Raw genomic sequence first — 16,535 nt, 5'->3', positions numbered from 1 at the left:
TGCACATAGTTTATACAGCACACTTAAATTCATTTGAGTGTGTTTTTTGTCTACTTTATGAACAAAGCTTTTCTTTTAACACTATTATGGAATAATTATACTTTTTTACGTTGACAATAGTGTTGAAGGAGAATATACTAAGCATGTAAGTTGATTGTGAATAGTTTCACAAATAATGTGAATTTCTTCACATATAATAGATAGGAGTTGTCATTATTATGAGTACTTGGACGCAAATTTATGACCCATTAAACAATATTTGGTTATCTGCACTAATCGCAGCACTTCCAATCTTTTGTTTCATCATTTGTTTAATGGGATTCAAAATGAAAAGTTACATGGCTGGTCTTTATAGTGTGATTGTCGCTATTATCCTTGCAATATTTGTTTATAAAATGCCAGCAACAGTAGCTGTAGCATCTGCCGGATTCGGTGTTTTATCTGGATTTTATCCAATTTGTACTATCGTTATCGCCGCAATTTTCCTTTACAAATTAACTGTTAAAACAGAGCAATTCAATATTATTCGCGATAGTATTTCAAGCATTACAAATGATCAACGTTTACAAGTATTATTAATCGCTTATTCTTTCGGTGCTTTCTTAGAAGGCGCAGCTGGTCTAGGAGTTCCAGTTGCTATTACAGCTGCACTACTTGTAGGTATGGGCTTTAATCCATTAAAAGCAGCAGGTATTTGTTTAGTAGCTAATATTGCTGGTGGTGCTATGGGTGCTATGGGTATTCCAGTTACAGTACCAGCACAATTAACTCAACTTGACGCATTAACTATTGGTCGTCAAACTGTTCTTATTTTACCTTTCATTAGTGTTATCTTACCTTTCTTACTTGTTTCAATGGTCGATGGAATTAAAGGTATTAAAGAAACTTGGCAAGGTATTCTTGTAAGTGGTGTTTCTTTCGCTATTACTCAATTCGCTGTAACTTACTTCTTAGGCGCAGAACTTACTAATATTTTCGCAGCCGTTGTAAGTATGATCTCTCTTGCATTATTCTTACGTGTTTGGCAACCAAAATCTTCTACTAAAGAAGAAAAACAAGAAACTAAAGTATCACATACATTCAATCAAATTTTATATGCTTGGTCTCCATTCGTATTCTTAACTGCATTTGTAACAATCTTTAACTTAAAACCGATTAAAGCTTTATTTGCTCCAGATGGTGCGTTAGCAAACTTAGTATTTAACATTCAGTTCCCTGGTCTTCATAATGCTGTTATGAAAACTACACCAATTACAAAAGCTGATACACCTTTCGCAGCTGTTTTCAAATTTGATGTATTCTCTTCTACAACTACTGCGATTGTACTAGCAATTATCGTTTCACTTATCGTTTACCGCGTAAAAGGTAAAATGGTTAAAGAATTAATGATTGAAACAATGAAAGAATTAAAAGCTCCAGTATATACAATTTGTAGCGTTATCGCATTAGCTTACGTAGAGAACTACTCTGGTATGTCATCTACACTTGGACTTGCATTCTCTTCTACTGGTAATGCATTCCCAATTCTTTCTCCAATCTTAGGATGGATTGGCGTATTCATTACAGGTTCAGTAGTTTCAAGTGGTTCTTTATTCGCACCACTTCAAGCAGTAACAGCAGACCAGTTAAACATCGTTCCTTCTACACTCGTTGCCTTAAACGTAGTAGGTGGTACAATGGCAAAAATGGTTTCACCACAATCTGTAGCAGTTGCTTGTGCCGCAGTTGGACTAGTTGGTAAAGAATCTGCTCTATTTAAAACAGCAATGAAATACAGTTTAATCTTCTTAGCTGTTATTAGCTTACTTCAATTAAACGCTGTATTTAATATCTTTTAAAAATAAAACACCGATCCAAATGGATCGGTGTTTTTCACATTACATTTCTTTATTTTTTAATAAAGAAGCTCCAGCAATTTCAGGGTGAGTCATTTCGAATGGATCTAAAATAATATCCAATTCCTCTTCTGTCAGTACACCATGCTCTAAACATAACTCCCTAACAGATTTTCCTGTTTCAATCGCTTCACGTGCAATACGAGATGCTGCTTCATAACCAATATGAGGATTAACTGCTGTAATAATTCCAACACTTTTCTCAACATATTGCTTCAGCAATTCTTCATTTGCTGTAATTCCTTCAATACAATATTCACGGAATACACGGAATCCATTATTCATAATACTTATAGATTGAATTAAATTAAATACAAGCACAGGCTCCATTACGTTTAACTCTAATTGTCCTGCTTCTGATGCTAAGCAAATTGTATGATCGTTTCCGATTACTTGGAATGCGACTTGGTTAATCACTTCTGCCATAACTGGATTTACTTTACCTGGCATAATTGATGAACCCGGCTGACGTGCTGGCAATTGAATTTCAGCTAACCCAACACGTGGCCCAGACGCCATAATACGAAGATCGTTTGCAATTTTAGACATGTTCATCATACATACTTTAAGTGCTGCAGATACTTCTGTGTATGCATCTGTATTTTGCGTTGCATCAACTAAATGCTCTGCACCAACAAGTGGGAATCCACTAAACGTTCTTAAATGTTTTACTACTTGTTCAATATACGTAGGATTTGCATTTAATCCTGTACCAACAGCTGTCGCCCCCATATTCACTTCATATAAATGTTGACGAGACTGTTTAATTCTTTTTATATCACGCGCAAGCACTCGGCTATACGCTTCAAATTCTTGTCCAAGGCGAATTGGAACTGCATCTTGTAAATGTGTGCGTCCCATTTTAATAACGTGATCAAACTCTTTTGCTTTTTTACGAAAAGCAGAATGAAGTTCTTCCATTGTAATAAGAAGCTTTTCTAACATCATAAGAGTTGCAATATGAATTCCTGTCGGAAACGCATCGTTCGTTGATTGGGCCATGTTCACATGAGTGTTTGGGCTAATTTTCGCATACGCCCCTTTTTCATATCCCATACGTTCTAACGCTCTATTCGCAATTACTTCATTTGTATTCATATTAATAGAAGTTCCGGCTCCGCCTTGAATAGGGTCTACGATAAATTGATCATGAAACTTTCCATCAACAATTTCTTGCGCTGCTTCTGCAATTTCATGTCCAATGTCTTTAGCTAAGTAACCAGTATCTATATTCGCAAGCGCCGCCGCTTTTTTCACAATTGCCATTGCTGTAATGAGTGATGGATGAATGCGATATCCTGTAATTGGGAAGTTTTCTACGGCACGTAATGTTTGTACACCATAATAAGCTGCACTTGGTACTTCTTTTTCACCTAAAAAATCTTTTTCTATACGTATATCCTTCGTTGCTATCATTTTTATCACCTATACTTTTTCATTCTAAATCCTTATCCAAAAAATCCGCCCTCGAAAAACACGAGTATCATTCAGAAGAATTTTTCAGTATCCACCTTCACTATATAGTACCTTTTTTGAAAGCGCAAACATTTATTTTTCTGTATATCCTTTTTATTAAAGTTTATAGAAAATCATTCTCCTACTTTCCTTATTTCCACTCGTTTAATTTGATGCATATCCTTTTCAAGGACTTTAAAATAAAAACCGTGTTTCTCAATAATATCTCCTTCAGCAACGATTTGTTTTTGTACCATAATCCAGCCACCAATTGTATCTACATCATCAGCAATTAAATGTATGCCAAGCAAATCATTTACTTCACTAATAAGCACTTTTCCCTCTACGATTTTATAGCCTTCACTTACATGCTCTATAGGTGGATTCTCATCTTCATCGTATTCATCTCGAATTTCTCCAACAATTTCTTCTAAAATATCTTCTAGTGTAACAATCCCTGCTGTACCACCATATTCATCATACAATACAGCTAATGGAATGTGTTTTCTTTGCATTTGTAATAGTAAATCATGAATTGGAATATTTTCTAGCACTTCAATAACTGGCCTTGTATATGGCATAATCGAGCACTCCTCGTCCCGATTACCATCCATATAACGAATAAATAAATCTTTTACATTAACCATCCCAATAATTTCATCTTTATCTTCACCAAATACAGGATATCTCGTGTACTTTTCTTGCGCGATTACTTTAATATGTGTTTCAAATGGTTCGTCCTCATATAAGCCTACAACTTCCGTACGAGGTACCATAATTTCTTTTGCTACTCTATTATCAAATTCAAAAATATTATTTACATATTTAAATTCCCTTTGGTTAATCTCTCCGCTCTCATAGCTCTCAGATAAGATTAACCTTAATTCTTCTTCTGAATGAGCTACTTCATGTTCAGAAGCTGGATGTAATCCGAATAAACCAGTTACAACCCTCGCTGAACCATTCAAAGCCCAAATAAACGGATACATAACTCGGTAAAAATAAATAAGTGGTTTCGATAACAATAAGCTAACTTGTTCTGCTTTTTGTATAGCAAATGTCTTTGGAGCAAGTTCCCCAATGACAACATGTAAAAATGTAATTACTGCAAAGGCAATAATAAATGAAACTGTACTGGAAATTGCAGGTGAGAATTGCAATTTTAAAAACAACGGCTCGAGTAAATGTTTAATGGTTGGTTCCCCTAACCACCCGAGCCCTAAAGCAGTAATTGTAATACCTAGCTGACAGGCCGATAAATATTCATCTAAATTTGTAGTTACCTTTTTAGCGGCCAGTGCACCTCGTCTTTTTTCGCTAACGAGTTGATCAATACGACTGCTACGTACCTTAATAATTGCAAATTCAACAGCCACAAAAAATGCTGTTAACCCAATAAGAATGACTACCATCAATAATTTTAAAATATCCACATATGCTCTTTAGCTTTCTTAGCTAAAGTTACACCTCCTTTTAAAAAGAAGTTTCACTTTAGTTTCTTCAATTATTGGAAAGCAACTCTATATAAAATCCACCAATTTTCAAACCTCATACAATTCTAAAGGTAAACCATCAGGGTCTTGGAAAAAGACGAATTTCTTCCCCGTTATTTCATCAATACGGATCGGTTCGATCTCAACACCACATTGATTTAAACGCTTCACAGCTTCTTCTATATTTGTAACAGCAAATGCTAAATGTCTAAGACCGGCTGCTTCTGGAAAACTTTTGCGCTCAGGCGGATTTGGAAATGAAAATAATTCTATTTGATACTCTTCTCCTACACATAAATCTAATTTATAAGAATCTCGTTCCTTTCTATATACTTCATTCATTTCTTTAAACCCTAATATTCTAGTATAAAAATACTTTGACGTCTCATAATTCGAACAAATAATTGCAACGTGATGCACTCTACATATATTCATACTCTCTCTATTCCTTTCTTTACCAAAGATGCATATTCTCCCTTGAAATGAAAAACATATATAGCAGAATATCTCTTTTAGGGGGCTTACCATGAAATTCATTACTTTTTTCGTCGGATTAATTGTTGTTTTCTTGCTCGCTTATATTGCTAGCAATAATAAGAAGCATATTAAATTTAAACCAATTTTTATCATGCTTATTATACAGTTAATTTTAACCTATTTACTATTAAATACAGAAATCGGCCTCATACTTATTAGAATCATTTCCAGTTTGTTTACAAAGCTACTCGAGTATGCTGCTAATGGAATAAATTTCGTATTTGGTGGTCTTGCAAATAAAGGTGAAATGCCATTTTTCCTTACTGTATTATTACCAATCGTCTTTATTTCTGTTTTAATTGGTATATTACAACATTTCAAAATACTACCATTTTTCATTCGTTGGATTGGGTACTTTCTTAGTAAAATAAATGGTCTTGGGAAATTAGAATCTTACAACGCTATCGCTTCTGCCATTGTCGGCCAATCAGAAGTTTTTATTACAGTGAAAAAGCAATTAGCTCAAATTCCAAAACACCGTCTTTATACACTTTGTGCCTCCGCTATGTCAACCGTATCTATGTCTATCGTAGGTGCCTATATGACAATGATTGAACCTAAGTATGTAGTAACTGCACTCGTTCTCAATTTATTTAGCGGTTTTATTATCGTACTTATCATTAACCCTTACGACGTTAAAGATGACGAAGATATTTTAGAAATCAAAGGTGAAAAACAAAGCTTTTTTGAAATGCTTGGAGAATATATTCTTGATGGTTTTCGTGTAGCCATTGTTGTCGGCGCTATGCTCATCGGATTTGTCGCATTAATTAGTTGTATTAATGACTTGTTCCTCATTATATTCGGTATTACGTTCCAACAATTAATTGGCTACGTATTTGCACCTATCGCATTCCTTATCGGTGTACCAAGCTCTGAAATTGTAGCAGCTGGTAGCATTATGGCAACGAAGCTTGTAACGAATGAATTTGTCGCAATGATGGACCTTAGTAAAATTTCTAATAGCCTTTCTCCCCGTACAGTTGGTATTATTTCCGTTTTCCTTGTATCTTTTGCCAATTTTTCTTCCATTGGTATTATTTCAGGTGCGGTAAAAGGACTAAACGAAGAACAAGGAAACGTTGTTGCGAGGTTTGGCCTTAAATTACTATATGGAGCTACTCTCGTTAGTATTTTATCTGCAATTATCGTAAGCATTATGTTGTAATTAGGTAAAATTTTATCATTTTCTTATCCCTATCTTTTGTATACAATAACGAATAGGTGTCTTATAAAGTGAAACTTTAATCAGAGTGGGGCTATCCCCACTCTGATTATTATCCTTCATCAATCGGGTATTTACGGGCAGTTATCTCCCACCTAACTTCATTGTATTCACTGGACTTTGAGGTGGGCGTTTTACTGCTCGTTAATACCGGATAAATAATCAAGACATCTATTTTTTATACATGTACAATCGCTTTTATTTAGCGTAAAATATTTTTTATGTGTTTGAATACACTTCTAAATGTATACACTTTGATAGTTTTAAAGGAGAAAAAATGATGAAATCCGACACGAACAACGATACGCGAGCCAAAAAAGGACGCTCAAAGAAAAAACGCCTACTTTGGTTCCTTCTTATTCCATTACTAATTGTAGCACTTGGAGCAGGAGGCTACTCCTTCCATATATACAGTAAAGCAAAGTCCGTCTTAAATAATGCTTATGCTGAACTAGGTCGAGGAGAAAAGTCCAGTAAACGTGAAAAAGCTGTTAAACCTATGACCGACAACATTTCCGTACTAATTATGGGTGTTGATGAAAGTGATATTAGGGAAAAAGATTATGGAAAAGCAACTCGAACAGATGCGTTATTACTTGCAACAATTAATAAAAACGATAAATCCGTTAAACTTGTAAGCATTCCACGTGACTCACGCGTCTACATTAAATCACGTGATAAATACGATAAAATCACACATGCGCACGTATTCGGTGGTGTAGACAGCACAATTGATACGGTAGAGAACTTTTTAGATGTTCCAGTTGATTATTATGTAAAATTCAATTTTAAATCCTTTATTAAAATTGTTGATTCTCTTGGTGGCATTACTGTGGACGTTCCAGTTGAATTCACAGAGCAAAATAGTAAAGATGAAGCAGATGCAATTCATCTAAAAAAAGGACGTCAACATTTAAATGGAGAAGAGGCACTGGCACTAGCTAGAACTCGTCACATCGATAGTGATTATATGCGTGGCCAACGACAACAGCTTGTATTAGAGGCCATTGCTGAAAAGGCACTATCTCTTAATTCCATTAATAAAATCGGTGGCCTACTAGACGCTGTCGATAAAGACTTAAAAACCAATTTAACTTTTGATGATATGATGACAATTACTAAAAATTCAATGGATTCAAATTTAAAGATGGAAAAAATGCAAGTAGAAGGTACAGATAAATATATAGGTGGTATTTATTATTACGTGCCAAATGAAAAAAGCGTCGATACTATTTCAACTACCCTTCAAAAACATCTCGGTGTTACGAATAAAAATGAACATAAAAAATTATAATAAAAAGGCTGCTAGATCATTCTAGACAGCCTTTTTATTATATTTTTCAACATATTTTTCATACACATTGTGACAAGAAGTGACAATTATTACAGCGATGTAACATTTTTTATGAAAACATTACACACACAGTGAAAATAATAGTATACTAGTACGTACATAATGTTATTTTCATCATTTTTATACAAAAAATGTAATACATATATTTATACATAAATTTCTGGGGGGAAATAAATGAAGCTAAGTAAAATACTGATTGGTTCTGCAATTGCTGGGGGCATATTACTTTGTGTAGGCGGTGTTGGGGGATATCAATATGTATCCAAATTAAATAATCAATTAGATACTACTGCATTACCAAATACTACATTTGAAGGTATTTCTCTCGATGGAAAAAATAAGAAAGATATTCAAGCAATTATTAATCAAAGGGTAACTGAATTAGATCAAAAATCCCTTACCTACATATTCCAAAACGATAAACAAACTTACACATGGAAAGATTTAGGGGTAAATTATAAAGAGAAAGATATTATTGACAAACTCTTCAAAGAACAAGAAGGAAACGTAATGAATCGTTACAAAATGCGTAAGCAAGCTGAAAACGGTGAATTAAAACGTGACTATAAATTAACACCACAATTAAATGCAACAGCTTATGAAACCTTTATAAAAGATAAATATAATGAAACATTAAAAAATCCTGTTAACGCAGAATTAAGTATTGAAGGCTCAACAGTAAATGTTAGTCAAAGCCAAAACGGAGAAAAAATTGATAAAGGGAAACTAAGCGGTTTAACAAACGAAGCTATTACTACTGGTAAATCAGATGTTACATTACCAGTTACATTCATAAAACCAGAACGTTCTACAGAAGATATACAGAAAATGGGTATTAAAGAAGTCATTGCTGAATATTCTACTCCAATGGCTGGCCGTAACGGAAATCAATCATTTAACGTAAATAAGTCAGCTAATACTTTAAGTGGGGTTATTGTCGCACCTGATGAAACATTTAGTTTTAACGGCCGCGTTGGTGTAACTGATGCTGCACATGGTTACAAATCTGCAGCAGTATATTCACAAGGTAAAGTAATACAAAGTGCAGGCGGAGGAGTTTGCCAAGTCAGTAGTACTTTATACAGCGCAGCTTTAAGGGCTGATTTAGGAATTGTTTCTCGAAGCAATCATTCTATGCCAGTAAATTATTTACCACTTGGGCAAGATGCAGCAGTAGCAGATTATGGTCCAGATTTAAAATTTAAAAATAATACAGGCAATCATATTTATATTCAAGCATTTTCAAATGGAGGTAGTATTACTACACGCATTTTCGGTACAAATACTGGTAAAAATGTTGAAGTTTCTTCTCAAGTAATTAGTAGGACTAGTGATAAAATCACAGCGGTTACGTATAAAAAAGTAACACAAAACGGGGAAGTAATATCAAATGGACAAATTTCAAAAAGTGTATATAAAAGCGCCCCAAAAGAATAGATAATATCAACCGAATAACATAAAGAAAAAGGCGTGATTAAATCACGCCTTTTTCTTTTGCAGTAATAGTAAAAAAGTTTCAAGATGGTCTTTCGTTTCTTCTAAAGACCACATACGATTTCCTTGCTTCGCAGCTAATACACACGCCTCTTCCCACGCGTTCTTTTTCTTCATATTTATTAATTCATCACGTAATTTCAAAACAATTTCTTCGTCTTCTTGTTCAATAAACTCTTCCATCACGCTTACTATTTCATCCTCATGAATACTTAACGTACAGTACGATTTAAGAAAGTATTGTAATGTCATATACATAATGTACTCCCCCTTCTTATTTATCAGATGGATAAGAAGTAATAATCTTAAACCCTAATTCCCCTGACTTATCTCTTGCTAAAACAGTAACAGTTTTTACCAACTTGTCTTTTACACTCATATTTTTCTTTATTACCGTTTTTCCAACAGGGAATGAATGAGTTGTATTTACTACGAGACGAGCCTCTTTAGAATTTTTTAACCAATCTTGAATTTCCTTGTCATGTTGCTTCAAGCTATCTTTTACAGCTTTCGTCGCTGTTTCTTTATCATAGTATGTACTTGCGGCTGACACTTTATCTGTCTTCAAGCGATTCTTCAAATCCTCTTCTGACTTGCCTACATGTCTTTCAATCGTATGACCATTTTTAGGTGGTCCTTCCATTTCATCTAAAATATTATCACTAATTTTTTCTACCGATGTAGCTTGATTACCTGTCTGTTTCTCTGTTTTTTGTTCTTTTCCTGCACATCCACTTAAGATCAGCATTAATGCCAATAAACTACTGAAGAAAAGACTACTTATTCGTTTCATCATATCACCTCTTCCATGATTATTATCGCAACTTCACTAAAAGTCAATTTCACAACGAAAAAATCTATCAGTTTTCATTTTTTTCATCTATTTTTCCATATTTACCTGCGCAATTTCATCAACCCTCTATTTTTCGCCTTTTATAATATATACCCCCTATATTTTATAATTATTTCCCAAATAAAATCACCAATAATATAATTATAAAACCCTTTTATAAAAAGGGTTTTATACTATTTTTCAAAACAATTTAAAATACCCCTATTTTTATATACCTAATACCTATATAAGGTATCAGGACCCCTTCTTATCAACGTTTTTCTACATTATGTAAATTTTCCCTTGCCTATACAATCGAAATATGGTGTAATGCAAAAAAAGATAAAGGATTTTAAACAATGGCTGAAACGATTCAAAATTTCTTAACAGAATACTATTCAATCGCAATTCCACTTAGTATCTTAATTAACATCATCATTAGTCTTTTAGGTGTTATTCCTAGCATCTTTTTAACCGCCATTAATATACAGCTCTTCGGTGTAACAAATGGCACAATCATTTCGATCGCAGGTGAGGCCTTAGGGGCTATTATCTCGTTTTATATTTACCGCCTGGGCCTTCAAAAGTTCACTCACGATAAAGTAAATAAGTACCCAAAGGTAGAGCGTCTTCTTTATGTAGAAGGTAGAGAGGCCTTTCTACTCGTTCTATCGTTTCGATTGATACCTTTCATCCCATCAAGTATCGTGACTTTATTTGCAGCTCTAGGGAAAATGTCATTACTCTCCTTCAGTATTGCCAGTACAATAGGTAAAATACCGGCCTTATTGATTGAAGTATATTCGGCATACCAAGTCATGAACGGAACAAATGAAGCGAAGTGGGTTGTAACAATCGCAGGCGTTATTGGATTGTTTTATTTGTGGAAAAAATGGAGAAAAAAATAAAGAAGGAGCCTATGCTCCTTCTTTATTTTTGAGGTATTTTATTACTAGCTCTTCCTTAAAGCCTTAGTTTACACCAACAGCACTAAATGATTGCTTAACTGCTGCTACTTCAGCAGAATTTGCACCATATAAGTCTGCAGCAGCTTGTACTGCACCAGCACGAGCTTGACTAAATGTAGTAGATTGCGTGAAATACTGTGTATTTGCACGGTAGTAAATCGCACCTAATTTATCTTTACCGATACCAGTTACAGTTACACCATAATGCGTACCACCATTTGCTAATAAATAAGCTTGTTTATTAATAATGCCGCTGTTTGTATGAACACCACCGTTATCACTTGAACCAGTGTAACGCTTAGAATAATGGTCTGGATCACCATACTTCGTAGGATCACTCATAGAGCGAAGTGCGTCTCCTGCTTTACCAGGTGTGTAAATATCTTCACCAATCTCCCAATCCGGGTTACGGTTATCATAGAATTCTACTAAAGTACCAAAGATATCAGAAATCGCTTCATTTAAAGCCCCAGATTCATTTTGATAAATTAGATTTGAACTATTTTCCGTAACAGCATGCGTTAACTCGTGACCAATTACATCAATTCCACCAGATAATGAAGTAAACGTTACACCATCACCATCTCCGTATACCATCTGTGATCCGTTCCAGAATGCATTGTTATAATTACTTCCGTAATGAACTGTCGATTTTAACGGTGCTCCTGCATCATTAATAGAATTTCTATTAAACGTAGCTTTATAGTAATCATATGTTTTACCTGCATAGTAATGAGCATCTACTGCTGCTGCATCATACGCTGCATTGAAAACATTATCTGCATCTGCCCATAATGTTCCTGGTAATGTTGAACGGTTTTTCGCATCATATGTGAAAATCGTTGCCCCGCGTGTATTATCTTGTAAGTAGTAAGATGATCCAGATAACGTTGTATTAAGCGACTTCGTATCTCCTAATACACCTTTACCAGTTCCTACTTTATTCGTTCCTGTTACAGGCTTTACAACAGCTTTCGCATCCTGTTTAGGAGCCTCTTGCTTAACTGGTGACTTATCATCATTCGTCACATGATCAATTGTATTAAACTTATTTAATACTTTACCGCTGTCTGCCTCAATGAAATAGTAGTAGTTTCCTGGGCTTGGATCTAAGAAGTTTAGATTTACAACATATGCATATGTTGTTTCCTCACCGTTTTGATATACATATAAGTCCGCTTTTGGTTCTACTTCATATTTCGGTGTTACCCCTAAATCTTGCTGCGCGATTTCAATTGCTTTTGCGCCTTCAATCTTATTTTTATTTTTCAACTTTTCCTTTTTGTCTAAATCAGGTGCAACTGTTCCAGACAATACTTTTAAAGAACCGTCTTTACTTACGTGAGCTACTTGAGTAGAACCCCATACAGGCACTCCTTCGTAAACTTGTTGCATACGTACTACTGTTGAATCAGTTACAGCATCTTTCTTCACTTGTTTCACTTTGAAAGAATCTTGTGCACTCTTTTCCCCTAGCTTGTAATCACCTTTTGCTGCGTTTAAGTAATCAAACACAACAGATTCTGCTTTCTTGCCAGTTGCTTCAGTTAGATCACCAGAAATAAACTCAGGTGACTGCACCGTCTCATTGTACTTCTTCGTAGAGAGCACATTTTTAGAATCCGCAAATGCAGAGCCTGTCCCTCCAAACGTTGTAACTGCCATTCCTGTCGCTAACACTAACGCTAAACTTTTCTTTTTCATGAACCTTCCCCCTAATAAAAATTTTTTTGAAAAAGAGTAGTTTCATATTAGCATTATGTTTCCACTATTAATATACTAAAAATTCAAATAATTTTTTTCTCAAGTTTTGTAGAATTTTGAGGAACAAATATTGAAAAACCCCTTTCCTGTTGGAAAGGGGGGGAGATTATAAATTAACTTGTTCAACAGTTTTAGCTTGTTGACCAACAATATCAGGTTTACTGCTATATTGATGTATTCCTCCAACAACTGTAAGAGTCACTATAAACGCCAATACTCCAAATACCATCTTTTTCATTTTTATTCCTCCTTATTATCATTCATTAAATCAATAACTAACCTATAGTATCGATTACTTTCTTCAAATCTCGATAAACTGGAAAAATGTTCTGCTAGTTCAACGTATACTTTCTTTAATTCTATTTTATTTCCTGCGGATTTATACAACGGGATAGCCTCATTTTCCAAAAATGCTTTATAATCTTTTGCTTCTTCAAAATATTTATATCTAAGCATTAAAAGCAAATATAATTTTGCATTAAATCTCTCTTCCTGTTTTGCTGCATCAATTCCCTTATCAATTAATGTTCTTGCCTCTTCCAACTCTTCTAATTTAATGCATACTAATGCCATTTCGTATATTGTATCTAAATAGTTTAAATCTATTTGTTTTTGAAGTTGTAGACTATCTAAATAATATTTTTTCGCTTGCTGATATTTGCCTTTTTTATAATAGATACTTCCCATATTACTTAAAGTAATAGCTAATAGTACATCCTTATCAGCAAAAGATGTGGCCTCTCTCAATATACTCTCATACATTTTTAAAGCTTCTTCATACTGACCTTTTTCTGTATAACTTACCGCAATAAGGATTTGGCAATTAATTATGTTTCTAAACTTATATTCACTACGAAATCCTTCTAATGCCATATTTACAAAATGAATTGCAAGATGATGAATATCTAAATGAGTATATGCAAGCGCTATATTATAATACAAGCCTGTTTCATGATACCCTTGTTCTTTGGCCATTACTTCTGTTTTTAATAAGTAATCTAGCCCATCCTTCCATCTATACTGTAAACAGCACAATAATCCTCTACTGTACATATATAACAACTTCTGAAATGGAGAATATTTTTTATATACCTTCTTCAACTTATCTAATTCTTCTTCGAGTGCAGAAATATCCCTTTTCATAATTAAATAACGTGTATACAGCAGTTTATAATAATTTATAATTTCAAAATCCAACACATGCTTCATTTCACCTTGCAACTCTTCATATATACGTTCTACTTGTTGCTTGTCTAAATGAACTAGTGCATTCAACCATTCATCCAGCTTCCCCTTCACATCTTCTTCTACATCCCTCAAATCCGTCACGGCAATTTCTAATCTTGCGCAGAGCAATTGTAGAATTTCTTCTGATGCTTCAATCTTTCCATTTTCAATCTTACTTAAGTATGAGACAGAACAAATGCCCTGACATAATTCTTCTTGTGTCATTTTTTGCTGTAGCCGTTTATAAAAGACTTGTTTGCCTATTTTTTCTAATGTTTGTTGCATTGTCCTCCTCCATTCTCATTACCCCCATTACTCTAATAATACATAAAATCTGGAGAAATATAAATTGATAAATATAAATTTTCTAAAAAATATGCATAATTTCATTTTTTTCTCTCTTGACTTCACATCAATATCTCTTCTTTGCTACGAATGGTGAAAAATTGGTATACTATAACCAAATTATGGAGGTGTTCTCGCGATGACTCATTATAAAGACGATAGTTATGCCTTACATACAGACCTATATCAAATCAACATGGCTTATACATATTGGAAAGATGGTATTCATAATCGCCGTTCTGTTTTTGATTTATATTTTCGAAAGCTTCCATTTGAGAACGGCTACGCTGTTTTTGCTGGCCTTGAGAAAATTGTAGAGTACATAGAAAATTTCAGTTTTACTGAAAGCGATATCGCTTATTTAGCAGAATTACAATTTGAAGAAGAATTCCTTCATTATTTACAAAATATGAAATTCACTGGGACGATTCGCAGTATGCAAGAAGGCGAAGTTGTATTTAATAACGAACCTTTATTACGTGTTGATGCACCACTTGGTGAAGCACAAATTATTGAGACTGCCCTCTTAAATATTGTGAATTACCAAACATTAATTGCCACAAAAGCAGCACGTATGAAACATGCTGCAAGTAATGATGAGCTTTTAGAGTTCGGCACAAGACGTGCCCATGAGTTCGATGCTGCCCTTTGGGGGACGCGTGCTGCCTTTATTGGTGGTTTCTCCTCTACAAGCAACGTTCGTGCTGGGAAACGCTTTGGGATTCCTGTAGCTGGCACACACGCTCACTCTTTCGTTCAAGCATATCGCGATGAATACGTCGCGTTTAAAAAATACGCTGAAACTCATAAAAAGTGCGTCTTTCTCGTTGATACATATGACACATTGAAATCTGGTGTTCCAAATGCGATTCGTGTTGCAAAAGAATTTGGGGATCGTATTGATTTCTATGGCATACGTCTTGATAGTGGTGATATGGCTTATTTATCGAAAAAGGCACGAAAACTATTAGATGAAGCAGGGTTTACAAATACAAAAATTATCGCTTCTAGCGATTTAGATGAATATACAATTATGCACCTTAAATCTCAAGGAGCAAAAATTGACGTATGGGGCGTTGGGACAAAATTAATTACGTCCTTTGAGCAACCTGCATTGGGGGCTGTTTACAAACTAGTTGCGATTGAAGATACTGACGGAAAATTAAATGATACGATTAAAATTTCATCTAACCCTGAAAAAATTACCACTCCAGGACTGAAACGAATTTATCGTATTATCAATCGGGTAAACGATCATGCAGAAGGCGATTATATTGCATTAGATTCTGAAGAACCTGGAAAAGAAGAGCGCTTAAAAATGTTCCATCCAGTTCACACATATATAAGTAAATTCGTAACAAACTTTGAAGCCCGTGAACTGCATAAAGATATTTTCGTTAACGGTGAAAGAACATATGAACTACCAAGTATATTAGATATTCAAAAATATAATGAACAGAGTCTCTCTCTATTTTGGGAAGAATATATGCGAACTTTAAATCCTGAAGAATACCCTGTCGATTTAAGCCAAGAGTGCTGGGATCATAAAATGAATTACATTCAAACAGTTCGAGAACAAGTCGAAAAAAACATACAAAAGTAAACAGAGAAGTTTCCCCTTCTCTGTTTTTTCAATACTATATGGATATTTGTAAAAAATATATTAAAAGAATAAGACGAATGTATTTTATTTTTAAATTTTAATATAACGCTATTTAAAAGTAAAATAATATTTGGTATTATTTTATTGAGTCAATTTCAACAAAATCACCAATAAAAAAGAGGACGCGGGTTAATCTGTACCCTTTGTAAAGGACATTTTGAAAAAAGTTAGGCAACATCAAGAAGATGATTTCTGTATCCTGATATGATCCCCTTATAGTAGACAGTTGAAAGAAAGTTACTTTACTGTTTATTATGGAGGGGATTTTTTATGGGGAAAATTA

14 protein-coding genes are annotated in these 16,535 nt (G+C 34.3%); 6 read left to right on the top strand and 8 right to left on the bottom strand.

The window, feature by feature from the left end; all coding sequences use genetic code 11:
- Positions 1-218: 218 nt before the first annotated feature.
- Positions 219-1,838: an L-lactate permease gene (locus tag QO049_RS21845; protein ID WP_000109103.1), complete on the top strand. Its 1,620-nt coding sequence runs from the start codon at positions 219-221 to the stop codon at positions 1,836-1,838.
- A 39-nt stretch (positions 1,839-1,877) separates the two neighbouring features.
- On the opposite strand, the gene aspA is transcribed toward QO049_RS21845, so the two are convergent.
- From aspA to gloA2, 3 genes are all read right to left on the bottom strand, one after another.
- Positions 1,878-3,311 carry an aspartate ammonia-lyase gene (aspA, locus tag QO049_RS21840; RefSeq protein WP_000562129.1) on the bottom strand — a complete coding sequence of 478 codons (1,434 nt, stop codon included), beginning with the start codon at positions 3,309-3,311 and terminating at the stop codon, positions 1,878-1,880.
- Positions 3,312-3,484: 173 nt separating this feature from the next.
- Positions 3,485-4,783, bottom strand: a complete 1,299-nt coding sequence (locus QO049_RS21835; RefSeq protein WP_053514411.1) for a hemolysin family protein — start codon at positions 4,781-4,783, stop codon at positions 3,485-3,487.
- A 108-nt stretch (positions 4,784-4,891) separates the two neighbouring features.
- Positions 4,892-5,278: an SMU1112c/YaeR family gloxylase I-like metalloprotein gene (gene gloA2 / locus QO049_RS21830; protein ID WP_098596033.1), complete on the bottom strand. Its 387-nt coding sequence runs from the start codon at positions 5,276-5,278 to the stop codon at positions 4,892-4,894.
- A gap of 91 nt (positions 5,279-5,369) precedes the next feature.
- Between gloA2 and QO049_RS21825 the strand changes: the two genes are divergently transcribed.
- The 3 genes from QO049_RS21825 to QO049_RS21815 all read left to right on the top strand — a co-directional run bounded on the left by QO049_RS21825 (position 5,370) and on the right by QO049_RS21815 (position 9,396).
- Entirely contained in the window at positions 5,370-6,548 is a 1,179-nt protein-coding gene (locus QO049_RS21825) for a NupC/NupG family nucleoside CNT transporter (protein ID WP_000668870.1), read from the top strand.
- A gap of 334 nt (positions 6,549-6,882) precedes the next feature.
- Positions 6,883-7,899 (top strand): LCP family protein, encoded by a 1,017-nt coding sequence (locus tag QO049_RS21820; RefSeq protein WP_001986019.1) that lies wholly within the window; start codon positions 6,883-6,885, stop codon positions 7,897-7,899.
- Positions 7,900-8,133: 234 nt separating this feature from the next.
- Complete coding sequence (locus QO049_RS21815; RefSeq protein WP_284489445.1) at positions 8,134-9,396, top strand: VanW family protein; 1,263 nt, start codon at positions 8,134-8,136, stop codon at positions 9,394-9,396.
- A 42-nt stretch (positions 9,397-9,438) separates the two neighbouring features.
- Here the strand turns inward: QO049_RS21815 and QO049_RS21810 are convergent, their stop codons facing one another.
- Both QO049_RS21810 and QO049_RS21805 read right to left on the bottom strand, forming a co-directional pair.
- Entirely contained in the window at positions 9,439-9,711 is a 273-nt protein-coding gene (locus QO049_RS21810; RefSeq protein ID WP_000282019.1) for a hypothetical protein, read from the bottom strand.
- Positions 9,712-9,727: 16 nt separating this feature from the next.
- Complete coding sequence (locus tag QO049_RS21805; RefSeq protein ID WP_000822695.1) at positions 9,728-10,246, bottom strand: RNase A-like domain-containing lipoprotein; 519 nt, start codon at positions 10,244-10,246, stop codon at positions 9,728-9,730.
- Between the two features lie 398 nt (positions 10,247-10,644).
- On the opposite strand from QO049_RS21805, the gene QO049_RS21800 reads away from it, so the two are divergent.
- Entirely contained in the window at positions 10,645-11,193 is a 549-nt protein-coding gene (locus tag QO049_RS21800) for a TVP38/TMEM64 family protein (protein ID WP_000852232.1), read from the top strand.
- 63 nt (positions 11,194-11,256) lie between these two features.
- Here QO049_RS21800 and QO049_RS21795 read toward each other — a convergent pair whose 3' ends face one another.
- From QO049_RS21795 to QO049_RS21785, 3 genes are all read right to left on the bottom strand, one after another.
- The gene (locus tag QO049_RS21795) at positions 11,257-12,957 is read right to left on the bottom strand and encodes a M4 family metallopeptidase (protein WP_000730369.1); all 1,701 of its coding nucleotides are present in this window, start codon (positions 12,955-12,957) and stop codon (positions 11,257-11,259) included.
- 166 nt (positions 12,958-13,123) lie between these two features.
- The gene (gene nprX, locus QO049_RS21790) at positions 13,124-13,255 is read right to left on the bottom strand and encodes a quorum-signaling peptide NprX (RefSeq protein ID WP_000738913.1); all 132 of its coding nucleotides are present in this window, start codon (positions 13,253-13,255) and stop codon (positions 13,124-13,126) included.
- 2 nt (positions 13,256-13,257) lie between these two features.
- Positions 13,258-14,529 (bottom strand): helix-turn-helix transcriptional regulator, encoded by a 1,272-nt coding sequence (locus QO049_RS21785; RefSeq protein WP_001187938.1) that lies wholly within the window; start codon positions 14,527-14,529, stop codon positions 13,258-13,260.
- A 199-nt stretch (positions 14,530-14,728) separates the two neighbouring features.
- Here QO049_RS21785 and QO049_RS21780 point away from each other — a divergent pair, with 199 nt between their 5' ends.
- Complete coding sequence (locus QO049_RS21780) at positions 14,729-16,192, top strand: nicotinate phosphoribosyltransferase (RefSeq protein WP_000150184.1); 1,464 nt, start codon at positions 14,729-14,731, stop codon at positions 16,190-16,192.
- Positions 16,193-16,535: the final 343 nt, after the last annotated feature.

This window comes from Bacillus sp. RB3 (assembly GCF_030164735.1).
GTDB classification, from domain to species: domain Bacteria; phylum Bacillota; class Bacilli; order Bacillales; family Bacillaceae_G; genus Bacillus_A; species Bacillus_A cereus.
Note: the sequence above shows the minus strand (reverse complement) of the source record. Positions and strands in the feature narration are given on the sequence as shown.

What these genes read in the sequence shown, in the direction of transcription:
- aspA (WP_000562129.1), bottom strand. Translation starts at nt 3,311, where the DNA reads ATGATAGCAACGAAGGATATACGTATAGAAAAAGATTTTTTAGGTGAA.
- QO049_RS21795 (WP_000730369.1), bottom strand. Translation starts at nt 12,957, where the DNA reads ATGAAAAAGAAAAGTTTAGCGTTAGTGTTAGCGACAGGAATGGCAGTT.
- QO049_RS21810 (WP_000282019.1), bottom strand. Translation starts at nt 9,711, where the DNA reads ATGTATATGACATTACAATACTTTCTTAAATCGTACTGTACGTTAAGT.
- QO049_RS21785 (WP_001187938.1), bottom strand. Translation starts at nt 14,529, where the DNA reads ATGCAACAAACATTAGAAAAAATAGGCAAACAAGTCTTTTATAAACGG.
- QO049_RS21845 (WP_000109103.1), top strand. Translation starts at nt 219, where the DNA reads ATGAGTACTTGGACGCAAATTTATGACCCATTAAACAATATTTGGTTA.
- QO049_RS21805 (WP_000822695.1), bottom strand. Translation starts at nt 10,246, where the DNA reads ATGAAACGAATAAGTAGTCTTTTCTTCAGTAGTTTATTGGCATTAATG.
- QO049_RS21780 (WP_000150184.1), top strand. Translation starts at nt 14,729, where the DNA reads ATGACTCATTATAAAGACGATAGTTATGCCTTACATACAGACCTATAT.
- QO049_RS21800 (WP_000852232.1), top strand. Translation starts at nt 10,645, where the DNA reads ATGGCTGAAACGATTCAAAATTTCTTAACAGAATACTATTCAATCGCA.
- nprX (WP_000738913.1), bottom strand. Translation starts at nt 13,255, where the DNA reads ATGAAAAAGATGGTATTTGGAGTATTGGCGTTTATAGTGACTCTTACA.
- gloA2 (WP_098596033.1), bottom strand. Translation starts at nt 5,278, where the DNA reads ATGAATATATGTAGAGTGCATCACGTTGCAATTATTTGTTCGAATTAT.
- QO049_RS21820 (WP_001986019.1), top strand. Translation starts at nt 6,883, where the DNA reads ATGATGAAATCCGACACGAACAACGATACGCGAGCCAAAAAAGGACGC.
- QO049_RS21825 (WP_000668870.1), top strand. Translation starts at nt 5,370, where the DNA reads ATGAAATTCATTACTTTTTTCGTCGGATTAATTGTTGTTTTCTTGCTC.
- QO049_RS21815 (WP_284489445.1), top strand. Translation starts at nt 8,134, where the DNA reads ATGAAGCTAAGTAAAATACTGATTGGTTCTGCAATTGCTGGGGGCATA.